The sequence below is a fragment of the Halostagnicola kamekurae genome (genome assembly GCF_900116205.1).
In the GTDB taxonomy this organism is placed as follows: domain Archaea; phylum Halobacteriota; class Halobacteria; order Halobacteriales; family Natrialbaceae; genus Halostagnicola; species Halostagnicola kamekurae.
Window position 1 is genome coordinate 1,135,217 of sequence record NZ_FOZS01000001.1, and the last position, 20,258, is coordinate 1,155,474.

Annotated in this window: 19 protein-coding genes and 1 tRNA gene; 14 read left to right on the plus strand and 6 right to left on the minus strand. The window is 64.6% G+C overall.

Annotated features, from left to right (window positions below):
- Positions 1-23: 23 nt before the first annotated feature.
- The 3 genes from BM348_RS05785 to BM348_RS05795 all read left to right on the plus strand — a co-directional run bounded on the left by BM348_RS05785 (position 24) and on the right by BM348_RS05795 (position 2,454).
- Complete coding sequence (locus BM348_RS05785; protein WP_245779396.1) at positions 24-1,877, plus strand: cation:proton antiporter domain-containing protein; 1,854 nt, start codon at positions 24-26, stop codon at positions 1,875-1,877.
- A gap of 122 nt (positions 1,878-1,999) precedes the next feature.
- On the plus strand, positions 2,000-2,179 hold the full coding sequence (locus BM348_RS05790; protein WP_082146759.1) for an HVO_2753 family zinc finger protein: 180 nt from the start codon (positions 2,000-2,002) through the stop codon (positions 2,177-2,179).
- Positions 2,180-2,187: 8 nt separating this feature from the next.
- A complete protein-coding gene (locus tag BM348_RS05795; protein WP_092902841.1) occupies positions 2,188-2,454 on the plus strand; it encodes an elongation factor 1-beta in 267 nt (88 codons plus the stop codon).
- A 212-nt stretch (positions 2,455-2,666) separates the two neighbouring features.
- Here BM348_RS05795 and BM348_RS05800 read toward each other — a convergent pair whose 3' ends face one another.
- Entirely contained in the window at positions 2,667-3,098 is a 432-nt protein-coding gene (locus BM348_RS05800; RefSeq protein ID WP_092902843.1) for a hypothetical protein, read from the minus strand.
- 128 nt (positions 3,099-3,226) lie between these two features.
- Here BM348_RS05800 and BM348_RS05805 point away from each other — a divergent pair, with 128 nt between their 5' ends.
- The 7 genes from BM348_RS05805 (at position 3,227) to BM348_RS05835 (ending at position 9,375) form a co-directional block, all read left to right on the plus strand.
- Complete coding sequence (locus tag BM348_RS05805) at positions 3,227-3,517, plus strand: 50S ribosomal protein L21e (protein ID WP_092902845.1); 291 nt, start codon at positions 3,227-3,229, stop codon at positions 3,515-3,517.
- A complete protein-coding gene (locus BM348_RS05810; protein ID WP_092902847.1) occupies positions 3,514-3,870 on the plus strand; it encodes an RNA polymerase Rpb4 family protein in 357 nt (118 codons plus the stop codon). Before BM348_RS05805 ends, BM348_RS05810 begins: the two co-directional genes overlap by 4 nt.
- 61 nt (positions 3,871-3,931) lie before the next feature.
- Complete coding sequence (locus tag BM348_RS05815) at positions 3,932-4,519, plus strand: DUF655 domain-containing protein (protein WP_092902849.1); 588 nt, start codon at positions 3,932-3,934, stop codon at positions 4,517-4,519.
- A 60-nt stretch (positions 4,520-4,579) separates the two neighbouring features.
- Positions 4,580-5,419, plus strand: a complete 840-nt coding sequence (locus BM348_RS05820) for a 16S ribosomal RNA methyltransferase A (RefSeq protein ID WP_092902851.1) — start codon at positions 4,580-4,582, stop codon at positions 5,417-5,419.
- 139 nt (positions 5,420-5,558) lie between these two features.
- A complete protein-coding gene (locus tag BM348_RS05825) occupies positions 5,559-6,854 on the plus strand; it encodes a mechanosensitive ion channel family protein (protein WP_092902853.1) in 1,296 nt (431 codons plus the stop codon).
- Entirely contained in the window at positions 6,855-7,424 is a 570-nt protein-coding gene (locus BM348_RS05830) for a HemK2/MTQ2 family protein methyltransferase (protein ID WP_092902855.1), read from the plus strand.
- Between the two features lie 166 nt (positions 7,425-7,590).
- On the plus strand, positions 7,591-9,375 hold the full coding sequence (locus BM348_RS05835; RefSeq protein ID WP_092902857.1) for a MutS-related protein: 1,785 nt from the start codon (positions 7,591-7,593) through the stop codon (positions 9,373-9,375).
- A gap of 89 nt (positions 9,376-9,464) precedes the next feature.
- Here the strand turns inward: BM348_RS05835 and ilvD are convergent, their stop codons facing one another.
- From ilvD to BM348_RS05850, 3 genes are all read right to left on the minus strand, one after another.
- Positions 9,465-11,189: a dihydroxy-acid dehydratase gene (gene ilvD / locus BM348_RS05840; protein ID WP_092902859.1), complete on the minus strand. Its 1,725-nt coding sequence runs from the start codon at positions 11,187-11,189 to the stop codon at positions 9,465-9,467.
- Between the two features lie 97 nt (positions 11,190-11,286).
- Positions 11,287-11,910 (minus strand): molybdenum cofactor guanylyltransferase, encoded by a 624-nt coding sequence (gene mobA, locus BM348_RS05845; RefSeq protein WP_092902861.1) that lies wholly within the window; start codon positions 11,908-11,910, stop codon positions 11,287-11,289.
- A 45-nt stretch (positions 11,911-11,955) separates the two neighbouring features.
- Positions 11,956-13,536 (minus strand): lipopolysaccharide biosynthesis protein, encoded by a 1,581-nt coding sequence (locus tag BM348_RS05850; RefSeq protein WP_092902863.1) that lies wholly within the window; start codon positions 13,534-13,536, stop codon positions 11,956-11,958.
- Positions 13,537-14,108: 572 nt separating this feature from the next.
- On the opposite strand from BM348_RS05850, the gene BM348_RS05860 reads away from it, so the two are divergent.
- On the plus strand, positions 14,109-15,074 hold the full coding sequence (locus BM348_RS05860) for a beta-ribofuranosylaminobenzene 5'-phosphate synthase family protein (RefSeq protein WP_092902867.1): 966 nt from the start codon (positions 14,109-14,111) through the stop codon (positions 15,072-15,074).
- Positions 15,075-15,503: 429 nt separating this feature from the next.
- Positions 15,504-15,740: a hypothetical protein gene (locus tag BM348_RS05870; protein WP_092902871.1), complete on the plus strand. Its 237-nt coding sequence runs from the start codon at positions 15,504-15,506 to the stop codon at positions 15,738-15,740.
- A 153-nt stretch (positions 15,741-15,893) separates the two neighbouring features.
- On the opposite strand, the gene BM348_RS05875 is transcribed toward BM348_RS05870, so the two are convergent.
- Together BM348_RS05875 and BM348_RS05880 are read right to left on the minus strand one after the other, a co-directional pair.
- On the minus strand, positions 15,894-16,883 hold the full coding sequence (locus tag BM348_RS05875; protein WP_092902873.1) for an arsenic resistance protein: 990 nt from the start codon (positions 16,881-16,883) through the stop codon (positions 15,894-15,896).
- 376 nt (positions 16,884-17,259) lie between these two features.
- Positions 17,260-17,344 (minus strand) — tRNA-Ser (locus tag BM348_RS05880).
- Between the two features lie 118 nt (positions 17,345-17,462).
- Between BM348_RS05880 and BM348_RS05885 the strand changes: the two genes are divergently transcribed.
- Together BM348_RS05885 and BM348_RS05890 are read left to right on the plus strand one after the other, a co-directional pair.
- Positions 17,463-18,413 (plus strand): AAA family ATPase, encoded by a 951-nt coding sequence (locus BM348_RS05885; RefSeq protein WP_092902875.1) that lies wholly within the window; start codon positions 17,463-17,465, stop codon positions 18,411-18,413.
- Between the two features lie 144 nt (positions 18,414-18,557).
- Entirely contained in the window at positions 18,558-20,255 is a 1,698-nt protein-coding gene (locus tag BM348_RS05890) for a PQQ-binding-like beta-propeller repeat protein (RefSeq protein ID WP_092902877.1), read from the plus strand.
- Positions 20,256-20,258: the final 3 nt, after the last annotated feature.

Here is a 20,258-nt window from a genome sequence, read left to right on the forward strand (position 1 = left end):
ACCGCTCGTGCTCCGCTACGGTAGTGGCAGACGAGATCCTCTTCGTCGCCGTCGGCATCCTCGCGTTCGGCATCGGAGCGCAGGTTCTCGCCAAGCGATTGGAGGTTCCGAGCGTGTTGTTTCTGATCGTCATCGGCGTGCTCGCCGGGCCGGAGGGGCTCTCTTTCGTGACCCCGGAGACGTTCGGGAACGGACTCTCGGCGATCGTCGGACTCAGCGTCGCCATCATCATCTTCGACGGCGCGTTTCACCTCCGGCGAGAGAAACTCGCGCTGGCGCCGAGAGCCATCTTCAGGCTGACGACGGTCGGCGCGCTGCTTACGTTCCTCGGAACCGGCGTCGCGGTCAGGTACTTCCTCGGGACCTCCTGGGGCCTCGCGTTTCTGATCGGTGCGTTGCTCGTCGCGACCGGGCCGACGGTCATCACGCCGATCCTCGAGGTGATTACCGTCAGAGAACACGTCACCTCCGCGCTCGAGGCCGAGGGGATCGTCAACGACGTGACCGCCGCCATCCTCGCGATCGTGATCTTCGAGACCGTCGTCGTCGGGGACTCGCCCGCGCTGGTCCCGCCGGCGTTCCTCCAGCGGCTCGCGGCGGGGATCGGCATCGGCATCGTCGTCGCCGGTATCGTCCGCTACCTGCTGGTTTCGGTCGACCAACCGGCCGGAAGCGCGCCGCAGATCGCTCGGCTCGTGACCGTGACGGGCGCGATCGTCTCCTTCGGCCTCGCCGAGTCAGTGTTTCCGGAGACTGGCGTCGCCGCCGCCGCGACCGCCGGTATCGTCCTCGGGAACGTCGATATCCCACACCGGGCGTCGGTCCTCGAGTTCAACCGCGATCTCACGCTGATCGTGCTCTCGTTCGTGTTCATCTCGCTGGCCGCGCTGATCGACTTCGACTCCCTGTTCGGACTCGGCACCGGCGGCATCGCTGTCGTCGTCGCGGTGACGCTTTTCATCCGTCCGATTCTGGTCGCGTTCTCGACGACCGATCGTCGGTTCAGCCGCGAGGAACGGCTCTTCCTCTCGTTCGTCGGCCCCCGCGGGATCGTCCCCGCGTCGGTCGCGACCCTGTTCGCGCTCGAACTCGAGGCCGCGGGCCAGTTCGAGGCCTCCCAGACGCTCGCGGGAACGGTGTTTCTGGTGATCTTCATCACCGTCGTCATCCAGGCGGGCTTCGCTCGCCAGATCGCGGAGTACTTTCAGGTGATTCCAATGCGCACGATAATCGTCGGCGGCGGCCGAATCGGTCGGGCCCTCGCCACGCGACTGGAGAAACGAGGCGAAAACGTGGTGCTGGTCGATCGGGACCCCGAGGTCGTTACCCGGTTACAGGAAGCGGGATTCGCGGCCGCCGCCGGGAACGGAACCGACGACTCCGCTCTTCGAGATGCGGGTATCGACGACGCCAAGATCGTCGTCGCGACGACCGCGGACGACGATACGAACCTGCTGGTCTCACAGCTCGCGCGGACGAAGTTCGACGTCGAAACCGTCGTCGCCCGCGTCAACGACCCCGAGAACGTCGACGCCTTCGAGACGCTCGGCGTGCGCGCGATCGACGTCTCGAGCGCGACGGCGTGGTCGATCGACAACGAGATCGAACGCCCCGCGCTGGCCCACTGGATGACCGAACTCGGCGAGGGCCACGACGCACAGGAGATTACCGTCACGGCCACGGACCTGCCAGGCTCGACCATCGCCGAACTGGACGCCGAGATTCCCGACGGCTGTATCGTCGCTGTGCTCGCTCGAGAGGGCGAGACCTACGTTCCGAACGCGGACACCGTCCTCGAGGAGGGAGACCACGTGACCTTCATCGGTCGCGACGACGCCGTTCGATCCGCGGTGCGACGATTCCACCCGCACGATTGACCGACGGCGTCGGCCAGTCGTGAACGCAGCTACGGTCGGGCCTCGAGAGGCCCCGTTTCGGCCGACTCGCGGGCGAGTATCGAAAGACAACCGTTAAAAGCGGCGGGCGGAAAGGTAGCGGTATGAGTTCCACGGATAGACGAGAGACGCGCTCCTGTGTCTCTTGTGGGATCAACATCTCGGGAACGAACGCTGCAGCGTTCAAGTGCCCCGAATGTGGCAACCAGATTTACCGCTGTGCAAAGTGCCGGAAACAGAGCAACCTCTACGAGTGTGACGACTGCGGGTTCACCGGACCTTAAGTACGACAATGGGGAAAGTAGCCGCCAAAATCAAGGTCATGCCGAACAGTCCCGAGATCGACCTCGACGCGCTCCAAGAGCGCCTCGAGAGCGCGCTCCCGGAGGGCGCCAAAATCAACGGCACCGAACGCGAGGAGGTCGCGTTCGGTCTCGTCGCCCTGTACGCGACGGTCATCGTCCCCGACGGCGCGGGCGGGACCGAAACCGTCGAGGAGAGCTTCGGCGACGTCGAAGGCGTCGAGAGCGTCGGCGTGGAGAACGTCGGTCGAATCTAACGCGGTAGTCGATTTCGAAACGGTACTTCGATTTCTCGAGCGGCGGATCGTTCCATGAGCGCCCCGCTCCCGAGACAGCTGACTATCCTTCGACGGTTGCTCTCGGCCTTTAGACGGTTTCGTGTCACTGTTTTGTGATGTGTTCGTCTCCCGATCACGAAAAGCGACGGGGCGATCGAACCGGTGATTCGTGCGGCTTCGATCCGAGTCGTTCAGTTGTCCGGCCCTCGAGCGCCGAGGTCGGCTTCCGATACCATCTGCGCGCCGGTCGGCGAGAGGTCGACCGTGACGTCCTCGGAGACGGCCTTGCTGATCTCGTCTAGGTTTCCGGCCAGAACCGTCAGAACGTCCTGCGGATCGATGTAGATCAACATGTTGCCGTCCTGGCCTTCGGTCACGAGCTGCAGGTCGTTCAACGCGACCTGATTGTCCTGGATGGACGCGGCCACCACGGGCAGCGCGGTCGGTTTCCCCTGTTCGTCCTCGCGCACCTTTCGAATGTGGACTGCGTCGAGATCGATGATGTCCTTGTACTCTTTGATCTGTTCGGCGCAGTTGACCATGTCGTTGATGACGTCGGTCCGCTTGTCGTTGCCGTGGTCGCCGTCGAGACAGTGCTGGCAGACGCGCAGTTCGATTTGCATGAGTGGTCCTATCGGGCCCGGACCGATGAGATTTCCGCTTCGCGGGTCGGGTGAGAGAGCGGGCGTGGTACTCGTCGCGCGAAGACGTGCGTTTTATAACCGTCACCGCTCAAATCAGTCGTACGACTATGCCGAAATCTAATGGGCCACGCCAAGGAACTCGGAGAAAACTCGCGAACGATCCTCGGGACCGCGGTACGTCGCCGCCACAGCGGGCGATTCAGGACTACGACGACGGACAGAAAGTCCACCTGAAGATCGACCCGAGCATTCCTGACGGACGTTTCCATCCGCGATTCGACGGGCAGACTGGACGCGTCGTCGGGAAACAGGGGAGCGCGTTCAAAGTCCAGATCAACGACGGCGGCAAGGACAAAACGGTGCTCGTCTCGGCCGCGCACATGAGCGCGCAGGAATGACGATCTTCAAAGAGATCGTCGACGAGGAGTTCCTGACGGTCTCGGACGTGAAGGAACACCTCGCCGATATCGAGACCGAACGCGCGCTCGAGGAGGACCGAGAGCTTCGCTACGAGCTCGCGCGGACGATCGAGCACGTCAACCGGTTCGCCGTCCTCGACCCCGAGGACGCACAGGCGCTGGTCGAGGATCTCCAGGACCACGAGAAAGTCGACGAGGAAACCGCCTACAAGATCACGAACCTCCTCCCACAGGACCGAGACGAACTCCGATCGGTCTACGCACAGCAGCGCTACTCGCTGTCGGGAGACGAACTCGACGAGATTCTCAACACCATCGCCCGGTACGCCTGACTCGGGAACTGTGTGATAGCGAGCCGACTCTTTAAGTACGCCGTCACCGTATCGAACCTTAATGAGCGAAGCCGAGCGCGACGAGACGAACGTACGCCGGACGGTTGTGCTTGATTACCTCGCACACGGCCTCTCCGACGACGGCCGCCCGCAGTACGCGAAGTCGCCAGCGGGGTACGCGATGGACATCGAGGACTTCTCCCTCTACGAGGTCGCGTTCGACGAGGACGAACGACTCACGATCGGAAGCGAGGTCGTCGTCGAACCCGCCGAAGAGCGGGACATCGTGGTCGAGGCGCGCGAGGTCGAGTATGACGACCTGTCGTCGGGTGCACAGTCCGAACTCGAGTACGTCGTTCAGGACTTGGTCGCAGACCACGAAGAGCGCTTCGTCGATTTCTACAACGAGGCACAGCCGATCACGTTACGGCTCCACCAGTTGAACCTCCTGCCGGGCATCGGGAAGAAACTCAGAAACGGCATCCTCGACGAACGAAAGCGCAAGCCGTTCGACGACTTCGAGGAACTGGCAGATCGGGTCTCCGGGTTGCACGATCCGGACGAGATCCTCGTCGAACGGATCATTCAGGAGTTGCGCGACGACGATCTGAAGTACAAGACGTTCGTGGGCCAACGCGATCAGGAGTAGCGTCCGCTTTCTGACGCCGAGACGGTGCGTTTACACGCCGGGAACTCGAAGCGCCGAGCGATGAGAGACCCAGACGGCCTGATCGCTCGAGCCGGCGTTCGGGGCGATCCGGACCGGGACCAGCACTTTCTGATCGACGACCGCGTGCTCGATCGGCTGCCGACGTATCTGACAGAAATCGACGCTGATACGTCCCACGTGCTCGAGATCGGTGGCGGAACCGGCGCGCTGACGGATCGGCTGCTCGCGGTCGCCGACGCGGTGACCGTGATCGAGCGCGACCGGAAGCTGGCCGCGTTCCTTCGCGAGGAGTTCGCCGACGAAATCGAGGACGGACGACTGACGGTCGTCGAAGGGGACGCACTCGAGGTCGAGTTACCCGGGTTTACGGCGTCCGTTTCGAACCTCCCCTACGGCGTCTCGAGTGAGATCACGTTTCGGCTGCTGCCGGAATCCCGGCCGCTCGTGTTGATGTTCCAGCAGGAGTTCGCCGAACGGATGGTCGCCGAGCCCGGGGCGTCCGAGTACGGCCGACTGTCGGTGTCGACCCAGCACTACGCGGACGTCGAACTCGTCGAAACGATCCCGAAAGAGGCGTTTTCGCCGCCGCCCGCGGTCCAGAGCGCGGTCGTCCGGCTCGCGCCGCGCGACCCGGAGTACGAAGTCGACGACGAAGGGTTCTTCCTCCGGTTCGTCAAGGCGCTTTTCACGCAGCGCCGGAAGACGATGCGAAACGCCGTTCGGAACACGGGCCACATCTCGAGGCTCGCGGATCCCGACGCGGTCGTCGACGCGGCCGACGAGGACCTGCTTCGAAAGCGCCCCGACGCCGTGACGCCCGCCGAGTTCGCCGCGCTCGCGAACCTCGCGACGGACGTGAGCGATCGAACCGACGGCTGAGTACCGAAACCGACGGCGACTGAGTATCAGAAGCGACGCTCTCACGGCAGAGTACCGACAGTTCTCGCGGACAGTTTCCACCGCGGTCGACCGACGGATACAGGTGGGTCCAACGACGAAACGATCGAAAGGGACAGAGATGTTCGAGGTACTCTTCGGGCTCGACTGGTTGGGGGAGCAGTTTTCGACGTCGACCCAGCGCCTCGTCGTGACGATCGCGACGGTTGGGGTGTTGCTCTACGTCGTGGTGTCGTACCAGCGGATACAGAACTGGCTTTCCACCCGAACACGCGCGCTGTACGCCGATTTCGTCACGATGTTTCTCCTCTTTTGTGCCTGTGGTGTCGCGCTCGCGGTCATCCTCGGCGTCTGGCAGGAAACGACACTGATTACGAACGAATTCGAGCGTCTGAACCCCCAGTCACCGGAGATCGCTCGCGCCGTCATCTCCGCGATCCTCCTCCTGAGCGGGTTTATCGTGACGCGTTTCGTCCGGCGGGTCATACAGGAGTTGTTCAGTTCGTCGACGGCCGTCACCGACCACCAGCGCGAGGTCACCCATCGCCTTACACAGGTGGCGATCTGGGCGCTCACGATGGTCGTGATTCTGGGCGTCTGGATCGACGACTTGAACGGGCTGTTGGTCGGCGCGGGCCTGTTCGGTGCGGGGCTCGGAATGGCGGCCAAGCAGACGCTGAGTTCGGTCCTCGCGGGATTCGTCCTGATGTTCTCGCGGCCGTTCGAGATCGGCGACTGGATCGAAGTACAGGACAGCGAGGGGACCGTGACCGACATTTCGATCTTCAACACGCGGATCCAGTCGTTCGACGGCGAGTACATCATGGTACCCAACGACATCATCGCCTCGGGCATGATCATCAACCGCTCGCGGCGGGGGCGACTGCGAGTCGAAATCGAGATCGGCGTCGACTACACCGCCGACGTCGAGCGGGCGGCCGAGCTAGCGGAACAGACGCTGCAGGACCTCGAGATCGCCCAGACGGCACCGGCTCCCCACGTGGTCTCGAAGGGGTTCGGCGACTCCGCGGTGCTTTTGAGCGCGCGATTCTGGATCGACAAGCCGAGCGCGCGCCGACGCTGGCGCGCACGGACCGCGGGCGTTACGGCGATCAAGGACGCCTTCGACGAGGAGGGCATCAAGATCCCGTATCCACAGCGCGAACTGTCCGGACGCGCTGAACGGGGCGGGTTCGTGCTAGCCAACGACGAGGGGATCGAACCGGCGAGCGCCGATGCCGCGAACTCCGACGATGATTCGTCCGGATCGCACGCCGCACAGTACGACGAACGGACCGACGCCCGTTCGAAACGCGCCGATTCCGATTCGGGACGCGACGCGAACTCGGACGGGGACGGCTCCGATTCGGAGTCCGACGAGGACGGCGAACGAGTCGCGCCCTCGGAGGACGGATAGATGGATCTCGCCGACCGACGCGACCTCGAGACCGACGTCTACCAGCCGGCGGAGGACTCGGAGCTGCTCGCCGACGCCGCCTGCGACCGGCTCGAGGAGGAGGACCTCGTGCTCGAGGTCGGCACCGGCTCGGGCTACGTCGCGAACCGACTCGCCGAGGAGACGGGTGCGCGCGTGATCGCCTCCGACGTGAACCCCCATGCCCTCGCGCAGGCTCGCAGCGAGGGCGTCGAGCCGGTTCGGGCCGATCTGGTCGAACCGTTCGCCGACGGCCGTTTCGACGCGGTCGCGTTCAACCCGCCGTACCTCCCGACGGAATCCGACACCGAGTGGGACGACTGGATGGAGCGGGCGCTCTCGGGCGGAGAGGACGGGCGCGAGGTCGTCGATCCGTTTCTGGATACGGTCGCCCGCGTGCTCGCCCCCGACGGCGTCGTGTTCCTGCTCGTGAGCAGTCTCACCGGCGTCGACGAAGTCGTCGAGCGCGCCGGCGAGAACGGCTTCAGCGCCGTCGCCGTCGCCGACGAGTCGTTTCCCTTCGAGACGCTGACCGTTCTCGAACTGCTGTAGGCTGGTTCCGTCGCACGCACTGTCTCGGCGCAGCCAGAGCTGTGCTCCTTCTTCGATGGGTTCGCTCGAGCGTACTCGAGACGTCTCCCGTTTGGCGGGGACGGAGCCAGTCGATCGACCCGAGCCGTGCCACAGCGTTCAAGACAGTTCCCTCGAACGTTCGCGTATGCGACTCGAGGAGTACTGGGGAGTCGGGCCGAAGACCCGCGAGACGCTGGTCGCGGAACTCGGCAGGGAACGAGCCATCAGAGCGATCGAGAGCGGCGACGTTCGGACCCTCTCGGAGGCGGGATTGCCCCGCGGTCGGGCGACCCGCATTCTCCGGCGGGCGACCGGCGGCGCGGGAATGGACGTGCTGGCGACCAGCGACGCGCGCACGGCCTACAAGGAACTGCTCGATCTGGCGGTCGAACACGCGGTCACCGAGCGCGCGGCCGATCGGATCAGAGTGCTCACGCCCCGAACCAGCCGCGAGGAGATGACCGACCGGCTCGACGGCGTTCTGGCGGCCCGCGACGCCTGGACCGATCTCGAGGAGGCGGACAAAGACCGCGTGCTCGAGGCCTACGACCGCTACGACGAGCGCGACGAGAGCGAACACGCGGCCGTCGAAGCGGCGCTCGCGCTGCTCGAGGCGGGCGTCGACTCCGGGCCGTTCGAGACGATCGCCGAACTGGACCGCGAGACGCTCGCGGAGGCCGCCGACGCGCTCGGCGCGTTGACCGGCGGGCGCGTTCGCGAGGGAGCAGACGACGAACTCGATCGGCTCCGGACCGCCCTGGGGGCGGTCGAAGACATGGACGCGAACGCGCTCGAACTCATCGAGGAGCTTCGAGACGACGGCGTCCACGACGTCGAGGGCTTCCGCGACGCGTTCGAGGATCGGCTGCTGAGCGAGACGGGGGTCACGGTCGAGCAGGTTCGGGACGCGATGCCGACCGACGCCAGCGACGCCACCGACTTCGTCGGCGGCACGCTTCGGGAGCTTCGATCGAACCTCACCGGGGCCGTCGACGAGCGCGAGGCGGCCGTCGCGGCGGAGTTCGAGGAAACGCTCGAGGCGGCGGACGAGGCCGTCGAGAAAGCTGTCTCCGCGGTCGACGAGATCGCCTTACACCTCTCGCTCGCGCGGTTCGCGATCGCCTATGACTGTACGCGACCGACGTTCGTCGGGGACGAAGGCGCTCGGAGCGACGACGACGCGATTTCGGTGGTAAACGCTCGAAACCTCTCGCTCGAGGCGCGCGACGACGAGTCCGTCCAGCCGGTCACGTACGGCCTCGGATCTCACGGCGTGACGAGCGTCCCCGAGGAGGTCGGCTCCGTCCCCGGCGAGGAAGACGTGGCCGTCCTCACGGGGGCCAACAGCGGCGGGAAGACGACGCTGCTCGAGACGCTCTGTCAGGTCGTGTTGCTGGCGTCGATGGGGCTGCCCGTTCCGGCCGATCGGGCGGAAGTAACCCCCGTCGACTCGCTGGTCTTTCACCGACGCCACGCGAGTTTCAACGCCGGCGTGCTCGAGTCGACGCTGAAGTCGATCGTGCCGCCGCTTTCGTCCGGCGGCCGAACGCTGATGCTGGTCGACGAGTTCGAGGCGATCACCGAACCCGGCAGCGCGGCCGATCTATTACACGGGCTCGTCACGCTCTCGGTCGACAGGGACGCGATGGGCGTGTTCGTCACGCACCTCGCGGACGACTTAGAGCCCCTGCCAGAGGCGGCCCGCGTCGACGGTATCTTCGCGGAGGGGCTCGATCCCGACCTCGAGTTGCTCGTCGATTACCAGCCCCGATTCAACACCGTCGGGCGCTCGACCCCGGAGTTCATCGTCTCGAGGCTGGTCGCGAACGCGACGGATCGAACCGAGCGGACGGGCTTCGAGACGCTTGCGGAGGCGGTCGGCGACGAGATCGTCCAGCGGACGCTCGCGGACGCGCGCTGGAACGAGTGAGCTGACTGCGGTAACGGACTGTAGCAGGAAAGGCTGACAGCGAAAACGGACTTGTAGCAGGAAGGATCGACAGCGAAAACGAGTCGTCGTTACTCTTCTCTGAGGCCCGGATTCGTGACGGCGCCGTTCGCCGCCGAGCCGAAGTCCCGGGTGTACTTCGCGAGCACGCCGTTGTCGTAGGGTTGCTCTGGCTGGTCCCACTCCTCTCGTCGTGCCTCGAGTTCCGCGTCGTCGACGTCCACCTCGAGATCCCGTTCCGGGATGTCGACGGTCACCGTGTCGCCGTCCTCGAGGAACGCGATCGGGCCGCCGACGTAGGCTTCGGGGGCGACGTGGCCGATCATCGGGCCTCGAGTACCACCGGAGAAGCGTCCGTCGGTGATGAGCGCCACGTCGTCTTCGTGGCCGGCGCCGACGACGGCCGCGGTTACGCCGAGCATCTCGCGCATTCCAGGGCCGGCTTTCGGCCCCTCGTTACGGATGACGATCACGTCGCCGCTCTCGATGTGACCCTCTTGGACGTAGGCCATCGCGTCCTCCTCGTTTTCGAAGATTCGGGCGGGACCCTCGTGGTAGAACTCGTCGTCGCCGGTCACCTTCAGGACCGCGCCGTCGGGCGCGAGGTTCCCAGAGAGGATTTTGATCGCTCCCTCGTCCTCCTTCGGCTCGTCGACCGAGTAGAGGAAGTCCGCGTCGATCTCGTCGTCGTCGGGCAGGTCGAGCGTCTCGAGTTCTTCCTCGAGGGTGCGGCCGGTCACGGTCATCGCGTCGCCGTGGAGCAGGCCGGCCTCGAGCAGCCGTCGGACGATGACCGGGACGCCCCCGATCTCGTGGAGGTCGCTCATCATGCGGTCGCCGCCGGGCTGGAGGTCGGCGATCTTGGGCGTCTTCCGGGAAATCTCGTCGAAGTCCTCGATGTCGAGGTCGATCCCGGCTTCGCGGGCGAGCGCGAGCAGGTGGAGCACGCCGTTGGTCGAGCCGCCGATGGCCGTCTGGACGGCGATGGCGTTCTCGAAGGACTCTCGAGTGATGATATCGGAGGGCCGACGGTCCTCCTCGACGACTTCCACACCGAGTTCGCCGGCCCGCTGGGCGACTTCGTAGCGCTCCTCGTCTTCGGCCGGTGCCGAGGCGCTTCCGAGCGGGGCGAGACCGATGGCCTCCGAGATTGAGGCCATCGTGTTCGCGGTGTACATACCGCCACAGGAGCCCGCGCCGGGACAGGCCTGGCGCTCGAGTTCGTCGAGTTCGTCGGCGTCCATGTCGCCGGTGCCGTACGCCCCGACGCCCTCGAAGACCTGGACGATGCTCACGTCTCGGCCTTCGTGTTCGCCGGGCAGGATCGAACCGCCGTAGAGAAAGACCGTCGGCAGGTCGGTTCGGACCGCGGCCATCATCATTCCCGGCAGGTTCTTGTCACAGCCCGCGACCGTCACGAGGCCGTCAATCCGCTCGCCGAATGCGACGAGTTCGACGCTGTCGGCGATAACCTCTCGAGAGATGAGCGAGGCTTTCATCCCCTCTGTGCCCATCGAAATTGCGTCGGAGATGGTGATCGTGCCGAACTCGATCGGCATGCCGCCGTTCTCGTCGACGCCATCGAGCGCCGCGCCGGCGACGTCGTCGAGGTGGACGTTACACGGCGTCACGTCCGCCGCCGGGTTCGGGACGCCGATCATCGGCGAACCGAAGTCCTCGTCGTCGAAGCCCATCGCCCGGAACATCGCCCGGTGCGGGGCCTTCTCCGCACCCTCCGTCACGTCGCGGCTTTGCAGCCGTTCGTCTTTGTCGTGGTCGAACGTATCGCTGCTCATACTCGAGTCTGCACTCGAAGGGTCATAAGTTACCCTTTCTGCTCCCGGCCGCCGGGAAGAGTGTCGCCCGTCCCTCCGTTTTCACGATTCCGATCGACTACTCGACGCGCTTCTCGGCGGCCCGAAGGGATTCCCGCGTATCGATGCTCTCGAACGTTCGCTGGTCGATTCCCTCGAGGGCTCTCTCGTAGAGCGTCACGCAGTCGATTTTCTCGAGCGCCGCGAGGACGCGGTTGTCCTCGGCCCCCATCGTTTCGGCGCAGGCCCGAGCCATGGCGGCGGTTCGGTACACGGCCTGGGTCGTCTGGAGCCACCCCGACTCGAGTTCGACGACGGCACCGTCCCGCTCGCGAGCGCGGTCGAAGAGGGTCTCGATGAGCGCGGGATCGACGAACGGCATGTCGCAGGCGACGACGGCGGCGTACTCGCGCTCGCACTCCTCGAGTCCGGCGTGGATCCCGGCGACGGGGCCCCGGTCCGGAACCGGATCGATCGCGAACCGGATCGTGGCGTCTGCGCCCGAGAGAGCCCCCTCTACGGAGTCCCGTTGGTCGGATCGGCAGTTCACGACCACGTCGTCGGTTACCGCGCCGATCCGATCGACGACCCGGCGTATCATCGGCGTTCCCTCGAGTTCGGCGAGCGCCTTGTCGCCGTCGTCGAAGCGCCTCGAGTAGCCGCCCGCGAGAACGACGGCACCGAGAGAGCGATCGGCTGACACAGGTGGGGAGTGGGCGACGAGCGCCATAACGTCACGGGTCGGAGGTTAGAACTTGAAGTACTGCGAGAAGAGACCCTCACCATCGCGGTTCTGGAGTTGGCGACAGACCGGTTTCGCCTTCGACCCGATCGGATCCGGGAACTGGGCCAGAACGCGGAAGATCTCAGTGAGATCGAGCGCGCCGAACGCGACGGCGATGGCGAGGAATACTGCTAGACCGACGGGGGGAACGACGAACGCCGAGAGCGGAAGGGACCCGATGATGGGAATTGCGATCGGGACTGAAAGCACGCTCGCCATCGCGAAAATCGGGACCGCCGCGACGAGTGCCGTTGCAAGTACGCGCGCGTATCGAGCATCGGAGACCGGATCGAAGCCGACTTGCCAGGCGCTCCAGACGTGGAACACCGCCATCGACCCGTACCCGATCGAGGTCGCGACGGCCGCTCCATGCATGCCGTACAGCGGAATCAGCACCGTATTCAGAACGACGTTGATACCCGCGGCCAGACCGGTCGCGATGATGGGGTATCGGAGCTCTCCTTTCCCCTGTCCGATGGCGAGCATCGGCCGCGCCAGCGCGAACCCGACGGCGCCCGGCAACAACAACAGGAGGGGTTCGACCGCGGGCTCCGATTCCGGCCCCCAGTAGACCGGGACGACGTCGTGGGCCAGCGCGGCCATGCCGATCGCCATGACCGCGGTGAGCAAGAACGTGTACCGCGTCGTCTTCGCCGCCAGCCTCGACACGCGTTCGTTTTCGCCCTGGGACCACAGTTCGGACGTCGAGTGGACGAAGACGGTCTGTAACGTGATCGGCGCGAACCAGAGGAACTCCGCGAACACGAGCGCCGCTTTGTAGTGGCCGACCTCGGCCTGGGTTCCCAACGCCTGCAACATCATCACGTCGATGTGGTACAACGACATCAGCAAGAAGACGAGCACGATCGAGAGCGTGTTGAACGACATCATCTCTCGCTTGGGAAGCGCCCCGTCGTCGCGTTCGAACACGCTCCGCAGTGACTGGTGGAAGTGTAACACGACGTGGCCGAGCGCGGCGGCCAGCCCAGCCGCGATCACCTGCCCGAGCAAGGCGCCGACGACGCCGTAGCCGTAGTAGACCAGCGGTACCGCGACGACGACGAACGAGACGTTATAGAGGACCTTGAGCGGCTCCGAGTACTTCTCGAGGCCGAATCCCATCAGCGATTTGCGGGCGAACATCATGTACTGGGAGGCGATCACCATCCCGATCATCACGTAGGAGTAACGCGTGAACTCCGGCCCCCAGACGAACTCGAAGACGCCGGCGTAGGTGAGCACGCCCAGAACCGCCGAGCCGACGACCACGAGGAGCGTCGCCAGACGGAGATAGAACCCGACGACGGATCGCTCCCAGCCCTCGACCGAGCGGTCCTCTGCGACGTACTTGCGGACGCCGTCGGCGACGGCGGTGCTGACGAAGATCATGATCACCGAGTGCGCGGAAAGCACCGTCGCGTAGGCCCCGTAATCGGCCGGACCCATCCAGCGATAGAGCAGCGGCGAGGAGATGATCCCCAGAAAGAGGGTGATGAACTTCCCGCTTGCGACGGTGAGGATACCGCTCGTGAGGCTTCGCTTCATCGAATCACCGCTTGCTGTCTACAGATCATATCCTATATTCACCGGGACGTCGACGGGCAACCACTGCGGTCTCGAGCGGCCCCATCCCGACCCGCGTTCTACGGGTCACCTCTCGTCGATCCACGACCCGAACTTTCGTCAGTTCCGGATCCGCGCGACGCTTCGGCACTCGTCGGAGGCCCAAACGGTCCGTCACCGACACCGTCGGGGCGACCGAAACGATCCGCCGGCCGTCTCGCTCGAGACCGTTCGAGGGTTCAATCGGCGGGTAACCCCTTTCACCGAACTATCGATCGATAGCGTTCACTCCCAGTTTATTATGCGTTCGTTAGTTCGGAACGGCCGCCTTATCACACCATTAAACGGTGGCACAGCCGATCTCTCGGCGCGCTCGGAATCCGGTTCGAGGGCCGCTGCTCGTGTGACGATCCTCGGGATTCGACGTTCGAGTCCGCGCGACGGGCACCGTTCGGCGACCGGTGCGTATCTCGTCCAAGCGAGAGTCGATTCGGCTGCTGGCGGCCATTGCCACCGCCGTAACCCCCTTCCCCAACGCGTCCATAGCCGCTTTCATGGCGACCGTACGCGCAGGTGCTCGGCTTCACGTCGGCTTTCAGAACCTCTCGCTCGCTCGAGAGCGCCTCTACGGCGGGATCGGTATCGGCCTCGAGGAGCCGCGCCTGACGGTTTCTGCGGAACGAGCGGACGATATCGTCGCGGGAGATCCGCTCGTCGGCGAGTACGCGGCTCGAGCGGCCGACGTCCTCGACGTGCCGGGCGTCTCGATATCGACCGGGAACCGGCTGGATCGACACGTCGGACTGGGAAGCGGGACGCAACTCGCGCTCTCGATTCTCGCGGCGACGGCGATGGCCTACGACAAGGAACCCGAAGTCCGGGAGCGAGCGCCTGCGATGGGCCGAGGCGGCAGAAGCGGCGTCGGCGTCGCGACGTTCGAAGACGGCGGCTTCGTCGTCGACGCCGGACACCCCACTGGCCGGTTCACCACGGAACCGCCCGCCGAGGGCGAGTGGACGGTGCCGCCGGTGGTCGCCAGACACGACCTGCCGCGCGACTGGCGCTTTCTCGTCGTCGTTCCCGACGCCGACCCGGGACGGAGCGGCACCGGCGAGGACGAGAGCATGCGCACGGTCGTCGAACGCGCGGATCCCGCGGTCGCGGACGAGCTCGCGAGCGTCGTCACCGGCCAGCTTCTTCCGGCCGCCGCTGAAGGACGACTCGAGGCCTTCGGCGACGCCGTCGCCGAAATCGGGCGCAAGAACGGTGCCTGGTACGCCGACGCCCAGGGCGGCGTCTTCCGCCCGCCCGCCGGCGAACTCGTCGAATCGCTCGAGTCCTGTCCCGTCCTGTTCGGCGTCGGTCAGTCGTCGTGGGGGCCGGTCGTCTACGGCGTCACCGACGAGAGCTACGGCCGGGAGGCCACCGCCGCCGCGCGCAGGGCGCTCGCTGAGCGCTCGCTCAAGGGCGAGGTCATCCTCGCGTCGCCGTCTCGGGCGGGTGCGACGATCGAGGAGTGAGTGGCGCTCGAGTCGGTAGAATACAGTATCGTAGAAACGATCATACGCCCATTCTACGCACGGTCGGATTCGGAAAGAGAGGTGAACAAAACGGTCTACGGGCCTTTCTCTGACACGTTAGGAGTATTTATTATCGGCACGTACTTGCTTAGTTAGAATGAAAACAGATTATGCAGAGACGCTTTAGGGAGGCGTTCTTCTATGCCAGTATCCTGCTCCTCCTCGCGTTTTCGGCGGACCTCGCTACCGATGGAACAACTCTCAGCGCAGGTGCGTGGTGGGTTGGGACACTCACAGTGGGTGGATTGCTGGTCTGGACGTTTCTGAACGGCGAGAAAACAAGCGCGTAAGATCCACGCTCTCTACTGAACGGCAACTCGGTGTGCGACTGACCCCTAAATTTATTTCATTTGAATATGATATAGACGTATGAAAGAAGGGTTGAAACGGAGGTTATTTCGATTCGATCACGAGGGGTGGAACAATCCGTGGTACGGCTTCGTTGCTGCGCCGATTGTAACAGCGCTGGGGATCTCGATCGGTGAACTGTTTGGTGTTCATCTCGTCTCATCGGCACTGGCTGAGGATCTAATCGTACTACTTTGCATGGTGGTTACGATAGTCGTTGGATTCACAGGCGTAGCGTTGATCGATATGAGTCGTTGATCTTCCAGCGGGACGGGGAGTCCTTTCCCTGGCCTCACCCGCTGATTCGATAGAACGAGATTATATAGATTGGCTGTGGACCGTTCTATGACACACTCTAGAAGCCGGTTTTCACGCTCGTCGCGAAACGCGAGTAGCCGATTTGGTCGTCGATCACTGGGATCCGACGTTTCGGAGCATCGTTTCCGAGCGCTCCCAGACGCGGGAGGTGACGAGTCGAGTGAGCACGAGCAACCCGGTGAGTTCGACGAGCGTCTGCGTGACGACGACCGACGGGACGATGGCGTACTCCGCCGGGAGCGCGAGCGCAAGCGGCAACACGACCAGCGAGTTACGCGTAACGGACGTGAACACGAGCGCCCGACTCTCCCCGTCGGGAAGACGGAGGGCGGTCGCCGCTAGCCGTCCGAGAACGGGCATGAGACACAGGAACGCCACGTAGACCGGAACGACGACCGCGATTTGCTCGAGCGAGTCCCGGACGCGGGGCAGTTGCGACGCGATAACGACGAGCAGCGTGGCTCCCATCATCGGAACGGGGAGCCACCCCATGAGCTCCTCCCACCGGTGGCCAGCGTCGGCGCGCCGGCCCCACAGCTGCGTGAGCCACGCGAGCGTCAGCGGCCCGGCGATGAGAAAGAGAAACGCCTCGAGGAACGGCCCCGGCTCGATCGCCGCCGCGATCTCCCGACCCATGAACGCCCAGAGGTATGCCGGCAACAAGAGCAATTGGACGAACATCAACACGGGCGTCGTGGCGGTGAGCTGCCCCGCGTCGCCGCCTGCCATGTCCGTGAACGCGATCACGTAGTCGATACAAGGCGTCAGCAACACCATGTAGACGCCGACGAGGATGACCGGATCGTCCGGGAGCACTCGAGCGAGGCCGAAGACGACGACCGGGACGACGAGGAAGTTCACCGCGAGCGCACCGGCCATGAACCGCCGGTTCGTAAGCGAGTTCCGGAGTTCGACGAGCGGGATCTCGAGAAACGTCACGTAGAGCAAGACCGCCAGCACGGGATTGATGAGTCGCTCGAGTGCCGACGCCGTGTCGGGTCGCGTGAGTCCGATGCCGGCTGCAGCGCCGACTGCGAGCGCGTAGACGCCGATCTGGTGGCGTTGCAACCAGCGCTGGTCCATCTGGTCGACGTTGGTCGATACTGAGGAAGTACCTTTGGATGCTCTCGCGGTTCGCTCGCTGTGTTTGCTCCTAAACCGAGAGGGGACGCGCCGAGAGGGAGATTTGAACCACGCGAAGACGATCGTTTCGCCGCGCTCGAGCGCTGCGTCTTCTCTCGTTCAAACTCCTCTATACCGTTTTCACGACGACGGACGGCTCGCTTCGCTCACCGTGGTTGTCGTCGTGAAAAGCGCCGATAGGGAGATTTGAACAACGGCCAGACGTGCTCGCTATCGCTGCGCGCGACTGGTCTCGTTCAAATCACCCGGTGATCGACTTCCGCTCACGGATGCGAGCACGCGCTACGCGGTGCTCGTCAACTTGTTCGCGGAAGAACGCCGAGAGGGAGATTTGAACTCCCGTGTCCGTGAGGACAGTAGATTTCGAATCTACCGCCTTGGCCGGGCTAGGCTATCTCGGCTCACCTCGTAGTATCCGGCTAACGTTTTTACGGGTTTCGATTTTTCGCTCGAGGTGTTCCCGCGCCGACGTGACAAATAAACAGAAAAGCTTTGAGCGTTCCGTCGCTGCATACCGCTATGGATCTCACACAGGCGAGCGCGGAGTGCGAGTCGGTTCTCGAGGAGATCGGCGACGCGGTCATCTGCGAGCGAGACTTTCTCGAGACGATCCTCGTCGGCGTCGTCGGACGGGGACACGTCCTGCTCGAGGACGTCCCCGGGACGGGAAAGACCCTGACCGCCCGCAGCGTCGCCACCGCGCTCGGGCTCTCGTTCTCGCGCATTCAGTTTACCCCCGACCTCCTGCCCGCCGACGTCACCGGCACGCACGTGTTCAACGAACGCGAGCGCGAGTTCGAGTTCAACGAAGGCCCGATCTTCGCGAACATCGTCCTCGCCGATGAGATCAATCGCGCGCCGCCGAAAACCCAGGCCGCGTTGCTCGAGGCGATGGAGGAGGGACAGGTCACCACCGACGGCGAAACGCGGCAGTTGCCACAGCCGTTTTTCGTCATCGCGACCCAGAACCCCGTCGAGCAGGAAGGCACCTTTCAGCTTCCGGAGGCGCAGGTCGATCGCTTCCTCGTCAAGACGTCGATGGGGTATCCGGACGAAGACGGCGAGAGAGAGCTGCTCCGACGGCGAGCCAGCCGGGACGATATGAGCCCGAGCGTCGATCCGGTGTTGGAGCCAGAAACCGTCTCGGCGATCCGCGACGTTCCCGAATCGGTTCGCGTCGACGAGGACCTCCTCGAGTACGTCGTCGCGCTCGTCCGTGAGACGCGATCGGACGGTCGAGTCGAAGTCGGCGTCTCCCCGCGGGGGACCCAGCGCCTGTTCGAGGCCGCCCGCGCTCGCGCGACCCTCGCGGGTCGCGAGTACGTCACGCCGGACGACATCAAGCGCGTGGCCGAACCAGTGCTCGCGCATCGACTCGTTCTCACCCCCGACGCGACCGTCAACGGCGTCGAAAAGTCGGCGATCGTCGAGAGCGTCCTCGAGTCCGTCCCGGTTCCGACCCTCGAGTGAGGCGCTCACAACCGTTTTGTTTTCGATGATCGACGCCAGTCAAGTTGCGGTCGCCTCGCAGAGCGCGGCGCTCACCTCGAGTTTCGGCCACTGAAACTCACTTACCGTGGGGATAGGAATCAGCGCTCATCAGTCAGTTAAGGTATGACTAGATGGAGTCGACGATCGGTGTTGGGTGCCGGCAGCGCGTTCGTAGCGAGCGGGTTGCTCGCTCCGATCGGTGCCAGCGTTGCGAGCGCACAGTCGTCCGACGGAACGGTGCCAGCGGCCGACGGCTGGTCGTCCTATCACGGCGGCCCCGGAAATACAGCGTCCGTGCCGGCAGACGAGCCGATCCCCGAACCCGGAGCAGTCGCCTGGTCGTACGGCGAAGAAGGCGACATCGCCGTCGTCGACGGGACGGTGTACCTCCGGACGAGCAACGAGGTCCACGCGATCGACGACGAGACGGGCGAAGCGCTGTGGGTTGGCGGGGAAATTGGCGCAGACGGGACCCCCGCAGTAGCGGGAGAAAGCGTCTTCGTCGGCGGCGAGCAGTTGACCGCCCTCGAGTCCGATACCGGCGACGTGCGCTGGCGAGAACAGTTCGACGACGGGGCGACCGTTCCCGACCCCACCGTCGCCTACGAGTTGGTGTACGTCGTCGTCGAAGACACCCTCTACGCGTTCGACGCGGCAGACGGTTCGATCGCCTGGGAGCGATCGACGGTCCAACTCGAGACGGCAACCGATTCCGAGGAACTGCCTTTCGAGCCGATTCCGGTGGCCGCCGCGAACGAGCTCGTATACGCGGCGGTCGGTGACGCCGGCTTCGTCGCGCTCGATGCGACGACGGGCGAACGCGAGTGGTCGCACTGGTGGGAGTACTCGAGCGATCCTCACGGCTACCTCGTGGCGACGGGCGAGCACCTCTACACCGGAGACATCTCGGACGCGGCCGAAAATCCGGTCCTCGACGCGAAGACGGGCGAACGGGTCGCCAACATCTCGTTTCGATTTCCGCTGGCTGTGACCGACGACGTTCGGGCCAGAACGAACCGACACAGCATGCAAGTGACACACTACGAAACCGATAAGAGCTGGTCGATCGGCGGCTCGGTCGACCAGTGGGGCCGACCCGTGATCGTCGGCGAAACAGTCGTCGTCCCCTCGCATCTGATGGCCGACGAACCGGCGATATTCGCGTTCGATATCGCGGACGGAAGCCGTCGCTGGGCGTTCGGCGTCGGGGAGTTCGACATCAACACGCTCGACGAACTGAACTGGCCGAGCGACTCGTTCGTCACGACCGAGGAGACGGTTTACATTACCAGCCCCAACCAGGTCGTCGCGATACGGCCGTCCAACGGCGAGGAACGCGAAACAGACTCGACGGACGCGGAGGACGAAAACGCGGGACCTGACGGCAGCGGGGAAAACGCGACCGACGAGCGCGTCGACGGCGGCGCGAACGGGGATAACGGAACCGACGATGAGGTGACGGACCTCGAGGACATCATCGAATCAGAGACCGAAACGACCGGTTCCGAGAACGCGAGCGGACCAACGAACGCGTCGAACCGCTCGAGCGGGACGGCTGCAAACGGGAGTGAAGGGGGGATAACCGGCGGCGACGAGAGCGCGAACGAGTCGCCGCCCGCGAGTTCGAACGCGTCCGGCGAAGGCGGCGCAAACGGTTCCAACGGTGGAGACGGGGTTGGTGCCGCGAGCGACGATACCCCCGGGTTCACCGGCGGTGCCGGACTCGTCGGCGGCGGCCTCGCACTCGAGTGGCTCCGCCGTCGCAGTAGAACCGACGACTCGACGGCGGAAACCGAACGGGCCGCGAACTCAGACGATTGATTG